Annotated in this window: 18 protein-coding genes; 11 read left to right on the plus strand and 7 right to left on the minus strand. The window is 65.3% G+C overall.

Annotation, left to right across the window (positions count from 1 at the left end):
• The first annotated feature begins 153 nt into the window (after positions 1 to 153).
• On the plus strand, positions 154 to 1,338 hold the full coding sequence (locus tag SLG_RS14745; protein WP_014077292.1) for an acyltransferase family protein: 1,185 nt from the start codon (positions 154 to 156) through the stop codon (positions 1,336 to 1,338).
• Here the strand turns inward: SLG_RS14745 and SLG_RS14750 are convergent.
• Positions 1,282 to 1,614 (minus strand): ArsR/SmtB family transcription factor, encoded by a 333-nt coding sequence (locus tag SLG_RS14750; RefSeq protein ID WP_014077293.1) that lies wholly within the window; start codon positions 1,612 to 1,614, stop codon positions 1,282 to 1,284. The two genes, SLG_RS14745 and SLG_RS14750, sit on opposite strands and share 57 nt — an antisense overlap.
• Positions 1,614 to 2,240 (minus strand): SRPBCC family protein, encoded by a 627-nt coding sequence (locus SLG_RS14755; RefSeq protein ID WP_014077294.1) that lies wholly within the window; start codon positions 2,238 to 2,240, stop codon positions 1,614 to 1,616. The genes SLG_RS14750 and SLG_RS14755 overlap by 1 nt, the downstream gene beginning before the upstream one ends.
• A gap of 249 nt (positions 2,241 to 2,489) precedes the next feature.
• Between SLG_RS14755 and rpsD the strand changes: the two genes are divergently transcribed.
• Positions 2,490 to 3,104, plus strand: coding sequence for a 30S ribosomal protein S4 (gene rpsD, locus SLG_RS14760; RefSeq protein WP_014077295.1), 615 nt, complete (start codon positions 2,490 to 2,492; stop codon positions 3,102 to 3,104).
• Positions 3,105 to 3,260: 156 nt separating this feature from the next.
• Here rpsD and SLG_RS22245 read toward each other — a convergent pair whose 3' ends face one another.
• Complete coding sequence (locus SLG_RS22245) at positions 3,261 to 3,923, minus strand: PEPxxWA-CTERM sorting domain-containing protein (protein ID WP_014077296.1); 663 nt, start codon at positions 3,921 to 3,923, stop codon at positions 3,261 to 3,263.
• Positions 3,924 to 4,151: 228 nt separating this feature from the next.
• Complete coding sequence (locus tag SLG_RS14770) at positions 4,152 to 6,113, minus strand: alpha/beta hydrolase family protein (protein ID WP_014077297.1); 1,962 nt, start codon at positions 6,111 to 6,113, stop codon at positions 4,152 to 4,154.
• A 141-nt stretch (positions 6,114 to 6,254) separates the two neighbouring features.
• Between SLG_RS14770 and SLG_RS14775 the strand changes: the two genes are divergently transcribed.
• From SLG_RS14775 to SLG_RS14795, 5 genes are all read left to right on the plus strand, one after another.
• Entirely contained in the window at positions 6,255 to 7,967 is a 1,713-nt protein-coding gene (locus SLG_RS14775) for a M28 family metallopeptidase (RefSeq protein ID WP_014077298.1), read from the plus strand.
• Between the two features lie 169 nt (positions 7,968 to 8,136).
• The gene (locus SLG_RS14780) at positions 8,137 to 9,129 is read left to right on the plus strand and encodes a KpsF/GutQ family sugar-phosphate isomerase (protein WP_014077299.1); all 993 of its coding nucleotides are present in this window, start codon (positions 8,137 to 8,139) and stop codon (positions 9,127 to 9,129) included.
• 26 nt (positions 9,130 to 9,155) lie between these two features.
• Positions 9,156 to 9,995, plus strand: coding sequence for a 3-deoxy-manno-octulosonate cytidylyltransferase (locus SLG_RS14785; RefSeq protein ID WP_014077300.1), 840 nt, complete (start codon positions 9,156 to 9,158; stop codon positions 9,993 to 9,995).
• Between the two features lie 22 nt (positions 9,996 to 10,017).
• The gene (locus SLG_RS14790) at positions 10,018 to 10,908 is read left to right on the plus strand and encodes an alpha/beta hydrolase (RefSeq protein ID WP_014077301.1); all 891 of its coding nucleotides are present in this window, start codon (positions 10,018 to 10,020) and stop codon (positions 10,906 to 10,908) included.
• Entirely contained in the window at positions 10,905 to 12,449 is a 1,545-nt protein-coding gene (locus SLG_RS14795) for a capsular polysaccharide export protein, LipB/KpsS family (protein ID WP_014077302.1), read from the plus strand. Before SLG_RS14790 ends, SLG_RS14795 begins: the two co-directional genes overlap by 4 nt.
• Here the strand turns inward: SLG_RS14795 and SLG_RS22250 are convergent.
• On the minus strand, positions 12,386 to 12,757 hold the full coding sequence (locus tag SLG_RS22250; RefSeq protein WP_231848684.1) for a hypothetical protein: 372 nt from the start codon (positions 12,755 to 12,757) through the stop codon (positions 12,386 to 12,388). The two genes, SLG_RS14795 and SLG_RS22250, sit on opposite strands and share 64 nt — an antisense overlap.
• Here SLG_RS22250 and SLG_RS14800 point away from each other — a divergent pair.
• On the plus strand, positions 12,728 to 13,690 hold the full coding sequence (locus SLG_RS14800; protein WP_231848685.1) for a capsular biosynthesis protein: 963 nt from the start codon (positions 12,728 to 12,730) through the stop codon (positions 13,688 to 13,690). The two genes, SLG_RS22250 and SLG_RS14800, sit on opposite strands and share 30 nt — an antisense overlap.
• Here the strand turns inward: SLG_RS14800 and SLG_RS14805 are convergent.
• On the minus strand, positions 13,677 to 14,867 hold the full coding sequence (locus SLG_RS14805) for a glycosyltransferase family 4 protein (RefSeq protein ID WP_014077304.1): 1,191 nt from the start codon (positions 14,865 to 14,867) through the stop codon (positions 13,677 to 13,679). The genes SLG_RS14800 and SLG_RS14805 overlap by 14 nt on opposite strands.
• Positions 14,868 to 14,884: 17 nt before the next feature.
• The gene (locus SLG_RS21495) at positions 14,885 to 15,109 is read right to left on the minus strand and encodes a hypothetical protein (RefSeq protein ID WP_148276614.1); all 225 of its coding nucleotides are present in this window, start codon (positions 15,107 to 15,109) and stop codon (positions 14,885 to 14,887) included.
• Between the two features lie 285 nt (positions 15,110 to 15,394).
• Between SLG_RS21495 and SLG_RS14810 the strand changes: the two genes are divergently transcribed.
• The 3 genes from SLG_RS14810 to SLG_RS14820 are packed head-to-tail and all read left to right on the plus strand — an operon-like array spanning position 15,395 to position 17,585.
• A complete protein-coding gene (locus SLG_RS14810) occupies positions 15,395 to 16,378 on the plus strand; it encodes an agmatine deiminase family protein (RefSeq protein ID WP_014077306.1) in 984 nt (327 codons plus the stop codon).
• Positions 16,379 to 16,399: 21 nt separating this feature from the next.
• A complete protein-coding gene (aguB, locus tag SLG_RS14815; RefSeq protein WP_014077307.1) occupies positions 16,400 to 17,266 on the plus strand; it encodes an N-carbamoylputrescine amidase in 867 nt (288 codons plus the stop codon).
• Positions 17,267 to 17,294: 28 nt separating this feature from the next.
• Entirely contained in the window at positions 17,295 to 17,585 is a 291-nt protein-coding gene (locus SLG_RS14820) for a putative quinol monooxygenase (RefSeq protein ID WP_014077308.1), read from the plus strand.
• Positions 17,586 to 18,431 lie beyond the last annotated feature (846 nt).

Here is an 18,431-nt window from a genome sequence, read left to right on the forward strand (position 1 = left end):
GCTCGAATTCGTCATGCTAGCGGACGTTACACCATTCAACTCACCCCAGGCGGTTCCGGGAACTTACTGCCGCAAAGGCGGGAACCCGGTTCCGGAGGCAGGGTTGCATCCCCGCCGCAGTGCCCGGTAAGCGGTTGGTGAAACGGAAAAAACATGACGACAAGCAGGGTTGCACAACGAGAACATCATTGGGACGCGATCCGCGCGTTGCTCATGTTGCTGGGCATTCCCTATCATGTCGCCATGGCCTATCGCGCCAATGACGTCTGGATCGTCAATGCCCGGGAAGGCGCATTGATCTGGACCTGGCTTGCCGATTTCATCCATGTCTTCAGGATGCCGGCCTTCTTCCTCATTGCCGGCTATTTCGCCGCCCTGCTTCTGTCTCGCCGCAGCTCGGGCGAATGGCTGAAGGGGCGGTTCCTGCGGCTCGGCATCCCTTTCCTGGCTTGCCTCCTCACGCTCAATCCCTTGCTCAACCTCTTTTGTGAGCTTTCCAACTTCTCCATCGGGCCGGCACTCGCCTCGTGGGAGCACAACAGCTCCGTGTCCGGCGGCTATTGGGTTCGGCACCTCTGGTTCATCATCGTGTTGCTGCAATGCTCCGCCCTTGCCGCGCTGCTCACGACGCTGTCTCCCCGGCTTTCCCAGGCCCAGATCGCTCCGGCAACGGACGCTCGCCTGGCGCGCCGGCCCGCGCTGGTTGTGCTGCTGACGGCGCTGGTCCTGGGCGCATGGGAAGCGTCCGCCATCGAGCTTTTCTATGCGGCGGGCTTTGCCACCAATGTCCCCCAGCAGATTTTCCGGCTCGACCAGCTGCTCCAGTTCATTCCCTGGTTCGCGGCGGGCTGCCTTGTGGCGCGCGCCCCCCGGCTGCGGGATGCGCTGCATCGGCCCTCCTTTGCGATCGCCTTGCTCGGGGTCCTCGCACTGGCAGCGCATTTCATGTTCAAGGGGCAGCTGCATCCCGCCGCCGGCCGCCTTGTCGAGACGGTGGCCGCGGTGGCCATCACGCAGATGCTGCTCGCAGGGGTCAAGCATGTGGCGGACCGGCCGCATCCCGCCGTTCAGGAATTGGTGCGCGCGTCCTTCGTCATTTATCTGTTCCATCTGCCGATCACGGCCGCGCTCGTGGTGATCGGGCAGCCGCTGGCGCTGCCGGTCAGCGTCAAGGCCGTGCTGGCAATCCTGCTGACGCTGGGTCTTTCCTGGATGGCCTGGCGCATCGTGCTGCGCTCGCCCATGCTGCGCCTGCTCTATGACGGCGTGCCGCCTGCGGTGTCACCCCGTCCCGCTCTCCCGCTGGCCGCGCGCGACCTCCGTCGCCAGAGCCTCTAGTCGCGGCGTCCAGAAGCCCCGGAAGCGTTCCAGCCATTGATCGACATCGCGCATCGGCTCGGCGTTGACGCTGTAGAGCCGGACGGCGCCCAGCGGACGCACCGTCGCAAAGCCGCTGTCCCGCAGCACGCGCAAATGCTGGGAAACGGCCGACTGGGTGATGCCGAACTCGCGCTGGACGATCGCCGTCATGTCGCCGGCCGCACGTTCTCTTTCGGCCAGAAGCTCCAGGAGCCGCCGCCGCACGGGATCGCCAAGCACATCGAAAGCATGCATCAATCGCCCATATAGAAGGCCGCGGTGCGTTGCGCCATGGCTTGTGCAACGGCCCGATCCTCTCCCGCCGCGATATGGACTTCCGCCCAGGCGGCAGTGCTTGCCCGCATGAAGCTCCTGCCCGGCTCGGAGAAGGACCAGCGCTCCACCTCCTCCTGGTCGACGCTTCTGCCATCCTTGAGATGGAGGCCCAGTCCCATGAGCGCGAGGTCCCAGCCGGTGCCCGTCGCGGCGGGACCGAAGCTTTCCCAATGGGCCTCCATGACGCCGACCGGGGCAATATGCTCCAGGACCAGCAGCGTGCCCGCGCCCTCCGGGCTGAGACGGACGGTCACCCAGCTCGTGGCGCCGGAGAATTCCCAGCTGATGTCCAGCGCGCGCGGGGGATCGCAGCGCGTGATGGTGCCGCCCGCATTACCGTCAAGCTGGTAGCGTCCGCCCTGTCTCAGCTCGCCGCTCACCGGCAGGAACCAGCGCGGCAGACGCTCCGGGCTCGTCATGGCATTCCAGATGTCGCGCATCCCGGCGAGATAAGTTCGTTCGAGGATCACGACGCGCGCCGGGACGCCCTCATGTTCGCGTTCCTCGAAGCGGCGCACCTGCGCGCCGATGGCATTGGTGAACATGGCAGCCTCTCCTTTGCGCCGCGCATGCTAGTAGCCATGTCTAATATTAGTCAATTCTTACCACTGGGGAGTTGATCATGCGGCAGGGCTTCCCCGGGGACGAGAAAACTTGACTCATGCCGCTCCTCTCGTCATAGGCGCGCCTTCGCGATTGGCCCCGCATCCCGGTGAAGCGGCGGCCCTGCCTCTGAAACATGAGTGTCAGGCGGATACCGGGACCAACGTCATCAGCAATCGAAGGACAAGGACATGACGAAGCGCACCAGCGCCAAGCACAAGATCGATCGCCGCATGGGCGAGAATATCTGGGGCCGCCCCAAGAGCCCGGTCAACAAGCGTGAATATGGCCCCGGCCAGCACGGCCAGCGCCGCAAGGGCAAGATGTCGGACTTCGGCATCCAGCTGCGCGCCAAGCAGAAGCTCAAGGGCTATTATGGCGACGTGACCGAGAAGCAGTTCAAGAAGAACTATATCGAGGCGAGCCGCATGAAGGGCGACACGGGCCAGAACCTGATCGGCCTGCTCGAGCGTCGCCTGGACGCCGTCGTCTATCGCGCCAAGTTCGCACCGACGATCTTTTCGGCGCGTCAGATCGTCAGCCACGGCCACATCTATGTGAATGGCGTGAAGTGCAACATTGCCTCGCGCCTCGTGAAGCCGGGCGACGAAGTCACGCTGGGCAAGAAGGCGCAGGAAATGGCGCTGGTCATGGAAGCGCAGAGCCTGTCCGAGCGGGACATCCCCGACTATATCGCGCCCGATGGCGCCGCGAAGGTCGTATACACCCGCGTCCCCACGCTGGACGAAGTGCCCTATCCGGTGAAGATGGAGCCCAATCTGGTCGTCGAGTTCTACTCGCGCTGATCCGGCTCTCGCCGAAACGACATACAAAAAGGGCGGCTCCCCGGAGCCGCCCTTTTTCGTTTCGCGCTACCCGGAGCCGCGTGACGCAGACTGGCCTGCAAGGCAGCCGCCGGACTTCCGGATCGCGTCTCTCAGCCGGTCATCGGACGGAGCGGATCAGGACGCGAAGCGCACCGTCTGCACGGCGATGGCCGGCCTGCGCCGCCGCATGGCGCCGCCCGCCAGACCGAAGCCGGCGATCATGAGGGCCCAGCTTGCCGGCTCGGGCACTGCCGAGGACGTCACCTGCGTGACCGAGACCCCATCGAGCGTCCAGAAGGAGAGGCCGCTGTAGAAGCGGAACTCCAGCGTCGCGCTGGTCCCGGAAGCGATCACCGACCCGCCGAAATTCGCCCAGTCGAAATCACTGGCGCCCACATTGTCGATATAGGTCACCCCATCGAAGACGAGCGCGAAGAAGTTGTCGCCGCCATCGTCCATATGCGCGAGATCGAACGAAATCGCGTAGGTCGCGCCCGGCGTCGTCGAGATGGTCTGGCGGATGCCGCCTGCGCCGAAGGCAGGGCCGAACACGCCCAGGAAATCGCCCTCCGCTGGCGGATAGCCGGCCTCGGCGGGGAAGACGCCCGTGAAGCTCGTGTCGCCGAACTGCGTCCAGCCGGAGAAATCCCCCGTTTCGAACCCGCCATTGACGATCAGATTGGCTGCATGCGCCGGTCCCACGGCCGCGAGCGTGCTGAAGACGAGCGCCACCGCGCCCGGAATGATCCTGATCAGAATTGTCGCCTCCCACCTGCGATCCGCACGGCCCAGCCGCACCTTCCCGCGCCCGGAGACTCCGGCGATTGCCCCACCCCCGTCCGCGTCTGTCGGAGATGCACTGCATCAACTGGGTTGGCAACAATTAACCACGTTCACCCCGGAGGCCCATCGCCTCACGGTGAGACAGGGCCAGCGCATTCACGCCCGCCTGCAACCGGCCGGCGAGCGGCAAGGTGAGCAGGTCTGCTTGCCCGACGTCCCTGCCGCGCGCCGCACGCTCCTCGCTCAGCGGCCCGCAGCGAGAAGGAAGTCGCTGCTCTTCTGGAGCATGTCGGCGCGCACGTCGCTATCCACCAGACTATGCTCCAGATCCTCGTAGATCACCAGTTCGCTGCGCTTACCAGCGCCGCGGAGCTTCGACTCCATGATCTTCGCCTGCGAGACGTCCACATTCCTGTCGGCCGTGCCATGAAACATGAGCACCGGCGCCTGGAACTTGTCGACATGGTTGACCGGCGAAGCATCCTCCGCCTCCGGCCCGCTGCCCAGGCGCGCACGCTCGACATAGTAGCTGCCATCGGAGCGGGCCCGGCGCAGGCGATCGCCGATATCAGTGACGGGCGCGATCGCCACCACTGCCTTGAACAGGGTCGGGTCGATCGCCTGCGCCTGCAACGCGGCATAGCCGCCATAGGACCAGCCGAGAATCGTCAGCCGCGCGGGATCGGCAATGCCCTCGGCGACCAGCCATCGCCCGGCGTCGGCAACGTCGCCGACGGACGTCCGCCAGGAGCGAAAACCCGTATCCATGAGCCACTGCTCGCCGAAGCCATAGGAGCCCCGGAACTGCGGCTGGATGACCGCGAACCCGCGCGCCGCGAAATACTGGGCCAGCCAGTCAAATCCCCATTGGTCGCGCGAGTCCGGGCCGCCATGCGGCATGACCATCGCGGGCAGACCCCGAGCGGTCTCCTTGCCGGGGGGAAGCGTGAGATAAGCCGGGATGACTGTCCCGTCCCCGGCCTTGTAGCTGATCGGCTTCATCGTCGCGAGCGTCCGGCCGGCCAGCTCCGGTCGATCGGGCATGACGGGCGCGAGCTTCTTCGTCGCCCGGTCGAACAGATAATATTGCCCCGGATCGACATCGCTGCCCGCCCAGACCAGCGCTTTCTGCCCATCCTCGCTCATGTCCCCCATATGCACGGCCTTGCCGCCGAGCGCCTTGCCGAGCGCGTCGACCAGAGCGGCCGTGGCCGGATCGAAATAGACCGCCTCGCCATGTTCGAGCGTATAGCGCGCGCCCACGATCCGCCTGTTCCGCCCGACCTGCACGATGCCGGAGACGTCCGCCACGGGATGCGCGAAGACCACTTCGCGCGTCATGTCCTGATCGAGCGTGATGCTGACCAGCGCATCGCGACCATCCACGCGCTCGAGGCCGTAAGCGACATTCTTATCCGAATCGACGCCGACCGGCCAGAAGCCCGCATTCTGGAGGGAATCATATGTCGAAAGCTCGTGCCATTTGTCCGATCCGGCCATGCGGAACATGAACTTGTATCGGGCCTTGAAGCCCGTCTGGAGATCGTCCCACAGGCCCATCACCCGGATCCTGCCTTGTCCGTCGGAAATGTAATTATAGGCCAGCGGTCGCGGCTGTTCGATCCGCCGCGCGGCGCCTGAGCGCGTGTCGATCCGGTCGACGCCGAGTCCATCCTGCCGCTTCTCGACAAGGCTGCCGATCTTCGCTTCCGGAACATAGGAGCGGGTCATGAGAACCACCCCATCCTGCCCGGGCAACAGGTCGACGATGCTCCCGCCCCGGAAATCCCAGCCGAGCGCATTGCTGCCCCGTCGCTGGCTGAGCGTCTTCACATTTCCGCCGCCTGCATCGATGGCAAGGATGTTCGAGAAGCTGTAGACCTCGTCCGCGTAGCGGGTGGTACCATAGATTTTACAGGCCAGCCGGTCGCTCGCGACCCAGTCGCATCCGGTGAGATTCTCCGGCTTTCCCGTGGTGGCCATGATCGGCTTGGGCGTCGCGCCCTCGGCCGCATCGAGCACATAGCCCCGCGTGGCGCGCCCGCCGGCCGCCGCGATGATTGCGATCTTCGAGCCATCGGGTGAAAGGCTCGCGGACATCACGGTTTCCCGCGCTCCGAATGCCTTCGCCAGCGCGTCCGGTTCGGCATGCGCGGCCATAGCGAGCAACAGGCCGGCGAGGCCCGCCCCTGCAATCTTGTACATTTAGCCCCCAGTTCCGCGCAAACAAGCGCGGCACAATCATTCCCCCAAAGCGAGTCTCCCCCAAGCGAACGGGCGGCGACCCTTGTTCCCATTGAGAGCAAATGGCATCAGGCTTGGCAACGAAAATTGCCGACCGGGGACATGAACATGCGCCGCTTTCCACTCCTGGCCCTTTGCGCGCTCGCAAGCGCCACCGCTGCCCATGGACGGGATGCCGCCGTGCCGGCGCCCGCTGTGGTGGCGAACGAAGCGGCGGCGCTTGTCCTGCCCCCGCCGGCCCGGGTGCCGCCCATCAGCCTCAATCTGCTGAGGACTATCACCAAGACGTTGTCCTCCGATGCCTTCGAAGGCCGGGCGCCGACGACGCCCGGGGAAGAGAAAACCGTCGTCTATCTGATCGACCAGATGCAGCGGGCCGGGCTGAAGCCGGGCAACAAGGGAAGCTGGACGCAGGACGTGCCGCTGGTGGAGCTGACACCCGTCCGCACGAGCGCGCTCGCGATCGAGGGTGGCAAGGCGCCACTGCACCTCGCCTACAAGACGGACTTCGTCGCGGGCACCTATCGCGTGGTTCCCCACAGCGAGATCGCGCGGAGCGAGATGGTATTCGTCGGCTATGGCATCAATGCGCCCGAAAAGGGCTGGAACGACTATGCCGGGGTCGACGTCAAGGGAAAGACCGTCGTCGTCCTCGTCAACGATCCGGACTATGAAATGGAGGGACTGGATGGCCCCTTCGACGGGCGCGCCATGACCTATTATGGCCGCTGGACCTACAAGTTCGAGGAAGCCGCCCGGCAGGGAGCGGCAGGCGTTCTGCTGGTCCATGACGACTTCCCGGCAGCTTATCCCTGGGGTGTGCCCCTGTCCTCCTGGACCGGCCCGCAACTCGGCCTCGATCTGCCCGATGGCCACATGGACCAGTCCGCCGTGATCGGCTGGGTGACATTGGACGCGGCGAAGCAGATCCTGGCGAGCGCCGGCAAGGATTTCGATCAGCTCGCCGAGGAAGCCAAGCGCCCCGGCTTCCGCGCCCGGCCGCTCGGCCTGCGCGCGAGCCTCGAGGTCGAGAACAGCATCCGCAAACAGGCGTCCCGCAATGTCATCGGCATCCTGCCCGGCAAGACGCGGCCCGACGAATATGTCCTCTATTCCGCGCATTGGGACCATCTGGGGCGCTGCGAGCCGGTGGATGGAGACGATATCTGCAATGGCGCGCTGGACAATGCCAGCGGCACCGCCGGCCTTATCGCACTGGCGCAGGCCCATGCACGCACCGGTGCCAGTGCGCGCTCCATCGTCTTCCTCGCCGTCACGGCCGAGGAAAGCGGCCTGCTCGGCTCGCAATATTATGCGGAAAATCCGGTGTTCCCGCTGACGAGCACGGTAGGCGGCGTGAACATCGACGGCCTGAACCTTTCCGGTCCGACCCGCGACGTAGTGATCGTCGGGGGCGGCAAGTCGCAGCTCGAAGCTTTTCTTGCCCGCGCGGTAGAAGCCCAGGGCCGGAGCATCCTGCCGGAGCCCTCTCCGGAGAAGGGCAGCTTCTATCGCTCCGATCATTTCAACTTCGCCAAGCGCGGCGTGCCCATGATCTATGCGACGAGCGGAGAAGACATGGTCGATGGCGGCGTTGCTGCAGGACGCGCTGCAAGCGAGGACTACACGGCCAACCGCTATCACAAGCCGCAGGATGAATATGATCCGGCATGGAACTGGTCGGGCGCCGTGCAGGACCTGCAGATCTATTATCGGATCGGCCGCGAGCTTGCGACCAGCGATCTTTGGCCCAACTGGCACCCGGGCGCGGAATTCCGGGCGATTCGAGACCGGAGCCGAGAAGGCGCGAAGTAAAAGACGAAGTGAGAGGCCGACCGCCTTGATGCCCGTTCACCATTTTTGCGCGCAGCATGGATAAAGAGTGCTGGAACCGCGATGAATTGCTGCGATGCAAAATTGTCTTGATCCGGCATCCTCGCGGGACTAGCCACGATCATGAAAATTGAGGGAGTTTGAGAAGTCTATGGCGACCCGCCATCATCGCGCCAGGGAACAATCGCTCTCCAATCAGGCAGAAATACTGGACGCCGGCCGCGCGGCTATTCTTCAGGAAGCGCAAGGGCTCGCCGCCCTCGCAACCGCACTGGACCATTGTTTCGTGCAGGCCGTCGACGCGATCCTGAATGTCGAGCGCCGGGTCATCGTCACCGGCATCGGCAAGTCAGGTCATATTGGCCGGAAGATCGCAGCGACGTTTGCGGCGACGGGCACGGCCTCCTTCTTCCTTCATGCGAGCGAGGCCGCGCACGGCGATCTCGGCATGGTCACCACGGGCGACCTTCTGCTCGTGCTGTCCAACAGCGGCTTCTCGCCCGAACTGCGCCCCCTTCTCGCTTATGCCCGCCGCAACGGTGTGCCGGTGATCGGCATCGTGTCGAAGCCGCATTCGCCGCTTGGCCGCGCGTCCGACATCATGCTGCAACTGCCCGATGCGCCGGAAGCCTGCCCGGTGCGGATCGCGCCGACCACGTCCACGACCATGATGCTGGGTCTGGGTGATGCGCTCGCGCTGGCGGTTATGCAGCGCCGTGGCCTGACGCGCACGGACATCGCGCAATGGCACCCTGGTGGGGAGATCGGCTCGCGCATCGCGCCGATCGACGAGATCGTCGCGTGCGGTGAGCCCCTGCCCCTTGTGCGCTGGGACGCACCCATGCGCGACATCGTTTTCGAGATGACGTCCGGGGGCAAGGGTGTCGCCGGAGTCATCGGCGAGGACGGCCGTCTGATCGGTGTCATCACGGACGGCGACCTGCGCCGCGCGTTCGATCAGGTGCTGACCGCTCGCGCCGTCGACATCATGACTCCTGATCCGATCACGGTGCCAAGTGGAACCCCGGTCGAAGAAGTGCTGACGCTGATGAACAACGCGAAGATCACCGTGCTGTTCGTCACGGAGGTGGACGACCCGGCCCGGCCGATCGCCATCGCTCATATTCACGACCTGGTGCCCTGACCGGCCCCGGCCGCGCCGCAGCCGCCATGACCACCGCCGGTTCGCTCGATCCTGAGGCCCTCGCCCGTGCGAAGACCGTCATCGTCATTCCGGCGCGCTACCCATCGAGCCGCTTTCCGGGCAAGCCGCTGGCCGTGCTGCGGCAGGGTTCCGTCGCCGCCAAGCCTCTGATCCGCTGGAGCCATGACGCCGCATCCGCGGTGACCAATGCGCAAGCCGTGCTGGTCGCCACGGATGACGAGCGCATTGCCGAGACCGTTCGCGGGTTCGGTGGTCTCGCGCTCATGACGCCGGAAAGCTGCGCCAACGGAACGGAGCGTGTCGCGGCCTGCCTCGAACAGCTCCCCGGCGCCGAGCTGCTGGTCAATTTCCAGGGCGATGCCCTGTTGACGCCCCCGCCCTTCGTCGAGGCGCTGATCGCGCATATGGAACGCCATCCCGAGGCGCAGGCGGGCACCGTCGCGGTGCGCTGCTCGGCGGAAACCTTCCGCCATCTCGCCGAAGATGCCGCGCAGGGCCGCGTCGGTGGCACGACCGTGGTGGTGAACGATCGCGGCGAGGCCCTTTATTTCTCGAAGCGCATTCTTCCCTACCTGCCGGCGGGTCGCATGCCGGACGACGACATGCCTGTGCTTCTGCATCTCGGCCTTTACGCCTACCGGCGCGCCGCGCTGGAGCGCTATGTCGGCAGGGGCGCAACCATGCTCGAAACGGTCGAGGGTCTCGAGCAGCTGCGGTTCCTCGTGGCGGGCATGCCGATGACTGTGCTGACGCTGGATGAACCGGGCTTTCCGATGGTCGAGATCAACAACCCCAGTGACATCGCCATCGTCGAGGGGATCTTGGCGAGCCGCGACAGGCCCTAGGGACGAAGGCGCACCGCATCACATGATTGTCCGCCAAGGGACTGCCGGCGACTGGCCGGGCACCGGACGCCTCAGGGGATGGCTCGTCCTGCCGCTGGCGCTTTGCCTCTCTCTCGGGGGCTGCGGCATCTCGCGCCAGATCCTCTATTCGCCCGATCCGGTATCGGCGACCGAGCCCGCGTGGGTCGGGGCTGCGCCGCAATCGGTCGATGTGCAGACAAGCGACGGCCTCGCGATCAGGGGTCTCTACTGGCCCGCGTCGAAAGGCAGCAATGACGACATCATCATATTCTTCCACGGTCGGAACTGGACCCTGAACCGTAGCGGGCGAAGCGCCCAGTATTTGGCCGGGGATGACATGGCCGTTCTGGTGGCGTCCTATCGCGGCTTCAGCGGCAATGCCGGGCATCCAAGCGAGCAGGGCCTGCTCCGCGATGCCGCCGCATTCATCGGGACGGCGCGCAGCCTTGCCGGCCCGAAGGCGCGCGTGTGGCTCATCGGCCATTCGATCGGCGCGGCTGTTGCCATGCATGCGGCGGCGCAGGAGGGGCATATCGATGGCGTCATCGCCATGAGCAGCTTCGTGCGCGTGCAGGAGTCCGCGCCCCGCATCGCCCGTGCGTTCATTCCGGACGATTGGGACAATCTGACCGCCCTCGAGTCCCTATCCATCCCGCTCATCGTCATCCAGGGCGGCCTCGACCGCTTCATAGCGCCGGATAGCGGAGACACGCTGTTTTCCGCCTATCATGGCCCGTCGAGTCTGGTCATGGGCGTGAATGCTCGTCACAATCCGGACATGGAAGTCCTCGCGCCCTGGCTTCATCAGGCGATTTCAACCATGCGCAGCGGCTCGCTCGACAGCCTGCCCCATCCCCCGGCCGGTTGGGTGGAGAAGGTCCGGCGCCCATGAACGGCGTGACCTCTCCTGCCCCTCTGGCGATCGCGCGCGCCATCATGGCGGTGCCCCCCTTCCCGGGCGCCAGGCCGCATCCGGTCGTGCAAGCGCGCAGCGAAGGCCGGCCGGCCCCGAGCGCTTCTCCCGCACAACTGATCGCCGCCCTGCGGGAGCAGCGGGTCGGCGGTTCGTTCTGGCTGCCCGAAAGCGTCTGGTCCACGCCGGATGAGACCGTTTCCGGGTCTGGCGCCGATCCGGTGCTCCTGCTGGCCGCCATCGCCGGAAAGCGCATCCGCAGCGAGAGTGAAGGACCATTCGCGATCCTCTCGGGCATGGAGCCCGGTTCACCCGATGCGGAAGGCCGCATCGAGGATCTGGTGGACCGCTATCTGTGGCGCGATGTCGCTTATGCCGACCCGTTCACGGGCGACCCCGTCGACCCTGTCGCGCTCACCGACAGTCTCGCGGACTGGCGCAACCTCATCGATGCCAACCGTCCGCTCGCCGCCGCCTTCGGCTTCGCGCACTGGAAACGGGACACGGTGGAACCGCTGCTCTGGGGCGGTCATCCCGTCCCCTTCAGAAGTGCCAGCCGCAGCGCGCTGGACGCATTGCCGCCCGGCGCCGCCGTAGCCGTCTGGAAAGCGCGCGTGCCCCCGGCCTTTCTCGCCGAGCTTGAGCGCGGCCCCTGGCGCATCCTCGAAGTCGAGGATGGGTTTATCCGGTCCGCAGGCCTCGGCGCGGACTGCGTTCCGCCGCTCTCGATCGTGGTGGATGATCTTGGCGTCCATTATGATCCGTCGCGGCCAAGCCGCCTGGAAGAGATGCTCGCGCGCGACGACACCTCCCCGGCCGATCGCGCGCGTGCGCAGCGCCTGTGCGCCTGGCTGGTGCGCGAGGGTGTCAGCAAATATGGCGTCGGCGGTGGCGCGGCAGTCCCGCGCCTCGGCGGAAGCAAGCGGCACATTCTCGTGGTCGGCCAGGTGGAGGATGATCGATCCGTCCTTTCGGGCGGCGGCGATGTTCGCTCCAATCTCGAATTGCTGCGGCGTGTGCGCCGGGATGCGCCGGATGCATGGATCGTCTATCGGCCTCATCCCGATGTGGAGGCGGGCCATCGTCGCGGTGCCATCCCCGCGCCGGTGGCCCTGAGCCTCGCTGACGCGATCGATGCGGAGAGCCCGATCAGCGGCCTCATCGCGATGAGCGACGAAGTGCATGTCATCACGTCTCTTGCGGGCTTCGAGGCGCTGCTGCAGGGACGAGCCGTCGTCACGCACGGCACGCCGTTCTTCGCGGGCTGGGGCCTGACACGGGATCTCGCCGCGCCCGTCTCCCGCCGTGGCAAGTCCCTGTCCATCGAGGCGCTCGCGGCGGCCGTGCTGCTGCGCTATCCCCGCTATCTCGATCCTGTGACAAATTTGCCCTGCCCGGCGGAAATTGTCGTCCGGCGATTGCTCTCTGGTGTTCAGCGCGAAAATATTGCACTAGTTCAGTCACGCCGGTTGGTTGGGTGGGCCAGACGCGCATTTGCGCAACTTGTGGGAACAAGATGAAGTACCAACCCATAGCGCACCGGAATTTTCTGTTTCTGCAAGGTCCTCCCGGCAGCTTCTTCTGGAGTCTGGCCGAACGGCTTCGCGATCTTGAGTGCGGGATCTTCCGGATCAATCTGAACGGTGGCGATCGTGCCGACTGGCCGGGAGACGCGACAGATTACCGCGGCACCCGCAGGCGATGGACCCTGTTCATCGACAGGTTCCTGAGCGAGCATGGCATTACGGATATCGTGCTCTTTGGCGATTGTCGGCCGATGCACATGGCCGCCCATCACATGGCGCAGCTCCGCAAGATCGATGTTCATGTCTTCGAGGAAGGCTATATCCGTCCGGACTGGCTCACGCTGGAACCGAGCGGCGTCAACGGCAACTCGTCACTTTCCCGCGATCCCCAATGGTATCTCGATGCGGCGAAAAAGCTCCCTCCCCTGCCGGATCGCCCGCCGATCACCGCCAGCTTCCGCCGCCGGGCGCGCGACGCCTATCGTTATTATTCCCAGGTTGTTCTGAAGCGGCCATTCTATCCCTTCTACACATCCCATCGCCGGGGATCGCTGCTGCTCGAGGGCTTCGGCTGGCTCTACAAATTCGCGCGCGAAAAGGCGGATGAGAATCACGCCGCAAAGATGGTCGCCCGCCTGCCGGAAGCGCCGTATTTTCTCTTCCCGCTCCAACTTTCCAACGACTACCAGATCCGCGAGCACTCACCGTTCCAGAACATGGCGGAAGCGGTCGACTATGTGCTCTACAGTTTCGCCCGCCGCGCGCCGCAACATGTGCGTCTCCTCGTCAAGGAACATCCGCTTGACGCGAACTTCCTCAGCTGGAGGCGGCGCATCGAGGCGCGGGCGCGACGCTTGGGTATTGCGGACAGGGTGATGCATATCGCCGGCGGGGACCTGGCCCTGCTGACGGAAGATGCCTGTGGGATGGTGACCGTGAACAGCACGTCCGCCACGCTGGCGCTGGCGGCCGGTGTGCCCACCATGGCGCTGGGCAAGGCGATTTACGACATTCCCCAGCTCACGCATCAGGGCCGGCTCGACGATTTCTGGACGCGCCCGCAGGCGCCCAATGCCCGGCTGTTCGACGCTTTCCGGCGCGTGCTGTATGATCGCTGCCTGATCTACGGCGGTCTGGCCAGCCAATCCGCTACGGAAATCCTCGTGGAATCGGCGGTCGAGCGTCTCGCGGGCGATCGCGTGAGCCACTGGGCGCCGGAGCTTATCCGGGCGTGACAAGGAACTCCAGCCAGTGGTCGACTTTCGCGAAGTGAGTTTCCCAGCGATGCGGCTCCCAGCCTGAAAGGCGGCCGAGCTGGCTGGCGCGCGAGGGGCTGTTTTCCAGCGCATAATCCTCGATCAGCCGGGCCCAACCCAGCCCGTCGATCGGGCTCAGATAATCCGGAATTTCGCCGGCAAGCTCGCGGAAAACGGGCAGATCGCTTGCGATTGCCGGCGTGCCGCAGGCCAACGCCTCGACCAGCGGCAGCCCGTATCCTTCCGCGAACGACGGGAAGAGAAGCGCGCGCGCGCCGCGCATATAAGTGATCAGCGCGGCATCGTCGCAGCGTGAAAGCTCGATCACATGCCCCCGGATCGCCTCGCTGCGCTCGAGCATGTCGACTGTCTGTTCGCATTCCCACCCGCGCTGCCCGATGATGACCAGTTGCGGACAGGCAGCGCCCAGTCGCCGCGCCATCTGCGCCCAGATATTCAGGATCAGGAGGTGGTTCTTGCGCGCCTCGATAGTGCCGACCATCACGAAATAAGGGCGCCCCGGCAACAGCGGCACGGGCCCCGTCTCGGGCATAGCCGGCGCGGCCACGCCCAGCGGCGCCATCAGCGACGGCGGCAAGCGCAATGTTCGCTGCAGGCCCGCGAAGACGGCGAGTTCGTGAAGCGTGTCCCGGCTGTTGCCGATCACGCCCGCGCCATGATGCAGGAGCGAGGTCATGCGCCGGAGATGCTTCTCGGGTTCACCGGGACGGCAATATTCGGGATGGGTCAACGGAATGAGATCATGCACGAAGTAGATGGGCTTCACGCCGGTCCGTTCCAGCCAAGCGGCATGGCCCGGCCGATCCAGACCCGTATGACCGACATTGAGGTAAATCCGGTTGGCGACATCCCGCCGTCCCGGGCTCCCCATGAGAGCCCCCGGAAGCGTCGCCAGCAATCGGGAACGCACCTCACCACCCTGAGCGAGCAGCAGATCGAAGAGCCGCGCTGAGTCCCGCCGGTTCAGGACACGCGTGAGCCCGCCCCGCTGCACCACAGCCCGGGCACGCTCCCGGAAATGCCGCACATAAGCGAGGCAGGTCCGATCGATCCCCGTCGGGAAAAGGCCCTCCCACGCCCGCCAGACAAGCCGGCTGACGTCGAGGAGGATTTCATTGCCATCTCCGCTTTGCATGACAACAGCCGGGGCGATCAGACGATGGTCTGCGATACGGCCTGAGGAACCTTCGAGAAGTCCGCCAGCGGCGCGTTCGTCACGTCGATCACATCCATGTCCCTGATCTTCGAAATCTCGGTCACTCTACTCAGGTTGATCTTCAAACCGACCATCCGATCCTGATAACGCACGAACAGCCGGCCGGATAACATTCCCTGGTCGCGGCGCCTTCCACGGCGGCAGTGGCTCGGCTTCGGCATGCCCGGCAATCGACGTCTTTGCAATGCATAATGGCTGCTCCGCGCACGCATGACAGTCACGACCTCGTGGCTCGCAGCTGCGCATTCTTCTGACGGAATCGGCCTCATCTTTCCTTGGAGATGACGCAACCGCCCCCCCCGATCGCGATCCGGACAAGGAGTGCGGCGGCGGATGCGCGCTCGTCCTGGCTCCTTGCCGGGCTTTCCCGGAGGCTACCGGCTTGATGACGGGGCCCAAGCACGTCAAGGACGGATCAAGCATCCAAAAAGCGAGTCTGGTTCATCATGTCCCTTCTCATGCCTCCCGAATGGGCGCCGCAGGAGCGGCTCTGGATCGGCTTTCCCGGCGATCCTGCCGAGTGGCCGGCTGCCCTGCCGGCTGCGCAAAGCCAGGCCGCGGCTTTCGCCAGTGCGGTGGCGGATGCAGGGCAGCCGGTCACGCTGCTTGTCCGCAGCGAGGCTGACCTTGCCACCGCCCGGTCTCTCGCCGCGCCTGCGGTCACCGTGCAGCACCTGCCCTTCGGGGACGTCTGGCTGCGCGACACGGGCCCGCTCGGCATCCTCGGGCCTAACGGCGCCCGCGCGCTCGCCGATTTCGATTTCAACGGCTGGGGCGGCAAGTTCAGGATGTCGGGGGATGAGGATATCGGCGCGCGCCTCGCCGCGACGACCGGCCTTCCCTGCCGCCATGTGCCGATGATCTTTGAGGGCGGCGCGGTGGATACGGACGGCACCGGCCTGTTCGTCACCACCGAGCAATGCCTCCTTAACCGAAATCGCAATCCCGGACTGGATCGCCGCCAGATCGAGACACTGCTGGCCGGCGCGCTTGGCCTTTCCGCCATGCTCTGGCTGGGCGACGGGCTGGTCAACGATCATACCGACGGCCATGTCGACAATCTCGCTCGCTTCGTGGCGCCCGGCGTGCTGGCCGTCCCGCAGGCGACCACGCCGGAGGACCCCAACACGGCTATCTATGCCGATGCCGCCGAGCGCGCCCGTGCCTTCGGGCTGGAGATTGCGCCGATGCCCTCGGTCGGTCGATATGAAGTGAACGGCGCGATTGTGCCCGCGAGCTACATGAATTTCTGCATTACCAACGGCGCCGTCATCGTTCCTCAATATGGCGTGGCGAATGACGGGGCCGCACTGGACGCGCTGGCGCCCTTCTTCCCCGGCCGCGCCCTTGTGGGCCTGCCCTCGGACGCCATATTGCGCGGCGGCGGCAGTTTCCATTGCATGAGCCAGCAGCTTCCCGCCGCCGCCTGATTTCCACCGCAGGATCGCCAGATGTCGAAAGTCACCATCGCCGCCCTTCAACTCGCCTTCTCGGATGACGAGGCCGCCAATATCGCGCTCGTCGAGGAGAATGTGGCCAAGGCCGCCGCTCGCGGCGCGCGGATCGTGCTGCCGCCCGAACTGTTCGAGGGGCCCTATTTCTGCACGGTCGAGGATGAGGCTTTGTTTGCCCGCGCCCGGCCGGTTGGCGAGCATCCTGCCGTTCTCGCCATGCAGCGGGTGGCCAAGACGCAGGGCGTCTACATTCCCGTGAGTTTCTTCGAGCGCGACGGGCAGCATCACTACAACAGCCTCGCCATGATCGATGACGAAGGCGAGATCATGGGGGTCTATCGCAAGAGCCACATCCCGGACGGCCCGGGCTATGAGGAGAAATATTATTTCCGCCCCGGCAACACCGGCTTCCGGGTGTGGGAAACCCGCTACGGCACCATTGGCGTCGGGATCTGCTGGGACCAGTGGTATCCCGAGGTCGCGCGCGCGATGGCGCTGATGGGAGCCGAGCTGCTGTTCTACCCCACCGCAATCGGCACCGAGCCTTATGATGCCGACCTCGATACCAGCCGCATGTGGCGCCGCGCCATGCAGGGCCATGCGGTCTCCAACTGCATGCCCGTGATCGCCGCCAATCGCATCGGCGAGGAAGCCATGCCGGGCTGCGCTGGCCCGCAGCGTTTCTATGGCCATAGTTTCATCACCGATGAATGGGGCGACCTCGTCTCGGACGTGGAAGACTGGCAAACGGGCGCGCTCGTCGCTACGCTCGATCTGGCCCAGGCACGTCGCCATCGCGCGGGCATGGGCTTCTTCCGGGATCGGCGGCCGGATCTCTACGGCCGGCTGGTCCAGGATATCTGAACGGCCTCATCTGCAAGGAGAGCTAAGCATGACCGTTGCCCGCCTCTACATCATTCCCGCCGCTGACGGGAAAAGCGCCGAAATGGAGGAAGCCCTCGTGGAACTGTCGAAAGTGGTCTCGGCCGCGGATGGCAGCGAAGGCGTGGAGCTTCTGCGCGACCTCGGCAACGAGCATCGCTTCATCTTCATCGAGAAATGGGCGAGCGAAGAGCATCACGCCCGCAGCCTCGCGGCGATGCCGGCCGGGTCGCTCGACGGTGTCCAGGCTGCCGCCGGCGGCCCGCCGGACGGGGCCTATTACGACTATCTGCTGTCCTGACTTCACAGCCTCGCGCCGCTTCCTCGGGAGCGGCGCCATGGCCCCTCTCCAAGCGCGTGCGAAACGACGGTGACCGGAGGGTCACCCTGCGCCGCCAAGCGTAACCGCGCGCGGTCCAACCGTGCCGGCCCAACACCGCACAGCGGGCTGGAAGTTTACAAAGATGACGGCACGTCCCCGTCATCTTCCGCTTCCGTGAACCTCGCGGGAGGGCGGATATGGCGGACACCTCGTCCAACCCCGCAAGCCTGTGCGGCCTGACCGATTGATGAAAGCGCTCCGAGAAGAAAGAGCCGTACATGGACTGTCTCCGTCGATGGCAAGAGGCGTCGGGCGGGGTTGCCATGGCGGATAGGGTGTAGGACAGCGGAAAAGCGAGGCTGATGGAAGAAGGAGTCGAGGTCGACGCCGGCCCATCTCATCCGCCTGCCCTGTAGCGCGACGCGATGGGCGCCATGCACGTTCCGTGTGGGCCCCGCCATCTGGTCGGCGAACTCTTCCTGACGATGGCGCGGCTCTCTGCAGCAATCTTTTGTAATGTATCGGCGCAAATCGCGAAACAATCCGGTGGCACTCCTCTCATGGATAATCCACGGAGGTTCCCGCTTGAGTTCCCGTCCGCGGTGTGCGCGATCAGCCCGTTCTGCCCAGGTTGCGCGCCCTACAGTTCGCACGGTCTCTCGTGTCGGGACGAACCATGCCGCTTCCTGCGGGCTTCGGCCTGCGCTGGCTCCCTTTCTCGCCGGGGACCTTGAAGAGGTTGTTCCCCGCATCGCCGCAGGATATGAGCCGGGTTCGCGCGTGGCTCATGCCCGGGATGATCTGGACCGCACTGGCAATCCCGCA

It is taken from the genome of Sphingobium sp. SYK-6 (genome assembly GCF_000283515.1).
Lineage (GTDB): Bacteria > Pseudomonadota > Alphaproteobacteria > Sphingomonadales > Sphingomonadaceae > Sphingobium > Sphingobium lignivorans.

Coding starts and splice junctions, on each gene's coding strand:
- SLG_RS14820 (WP_014077308.1), top strand. CDS start 17,295: ATGACCGTTGCCCGCCTCTACATCATTCCCGCCGCTGACGGGAAAAGC.
- SLG_RS14810 (WP_014077306.1), top strand. CDS start 15,395: ATGTCCCTTCTCATGCCTCCCGAATGGGCGCCGCAGGAGCGGCTCTGG.
- SLG_RS14790 (WP_014077301.1), top strand. CDS start 10,018: ATGATTGTCCGCCAAGGGACTGCCGGCGACTGGCCGGGCACCGGACGC.
- SLG_RS14780 (WP_014077299.1), top strand. CDS start 8,137: ATGGCGACCCGCCATCATCGCGCCAGGGAACAATCGCTCTCCAATCAG.
- SLG_RS14795 (WP_014077302.1), top strand. CDS start 10,905: ATGAACGGCGTGACCTCTCCTGCCCCTCTGGCGATCGCGCGCGCCATC.
- SLG_RS14770 (WP_014077297.1), bottom strand. CDS start 6,113: ATGTACAAGATTGCAGGGGCGGGCCTCGCCGGCCTGTTGCTCGCTATG.
- aguB (WP_014077307.1), top strand. CDS start 16,400: ATGTCGAAAGTCACCATCGCCGCCCTTCAACTCGCCTTCTCGGATGAC.
- SLG_RS14800 (WP_231848685.1), top strand. CDS start 12,728: ATGGCGCAGCTCCGCAAGATCGATGTTCATGTCTTCGAGGAAGGCTAT.
- SLG_RS14805 (WP_014077304.1), bottom strand. CDS start 14,867: ATGCAAAGCGGAGATGGCAATGAAATCCTCCTCGACGTCAGCCGGCTT.
- rpsD (WP_014077295.1), top strand. CDS start 2,490: ATGACGAAGCGCACCAGCGCCAAGCACAAGATCGATCGCCGCATGGGC.
- SLG_RS14755 (WP_014077294.1), bottom strand. CDS start 2,240: ATGTTCACCAATGCCATCGGCGCGCAGGTGCGCCGCTTCGAGGAACGC.
- SLG_RS21495 (WP_148276614.1), bottom strand. CDS start 15,109: ATGCCGAAGCCGAGCCACTGCCGCCGTGGAAGGCGCCGCGACCAGGGA.
- SLG_RS22250 (WP_231848684.1), bottom strand. CDS start 12,757: ATGAACATCGATCTTGCGGAGCTGCGCCATGTGATGGGCGGCCATGTG.
- SLG_RS14750 (WP_014077293.1), bottom strand. CDS start 1,614: ATGCATGCTTTCGATGTGCTTGGCGATCCCGTGCGGCGGCGGCTCCTG.
- SLG_RS14785 (WP_014077300.1), top strand. CDS start 9,156: ATGACCACCGCCGGTTCGCTCGATCCTGAGGCCCTCGCCCGTGCGAAG.
- SLG_RS14745 (WP_014077292.1), top strand. CDS start 154: ATGACGACAAGCAGGGTTGCACAACGAGAACATCATTGGGACGCGATC.
- SLG_RS14775 (WP_014077298.1), top strand. CDS start 6,255: ATGAACATGCGCCGCTTTCCACTCCTGGCCCTTTGCGCGCTCGCAAGC.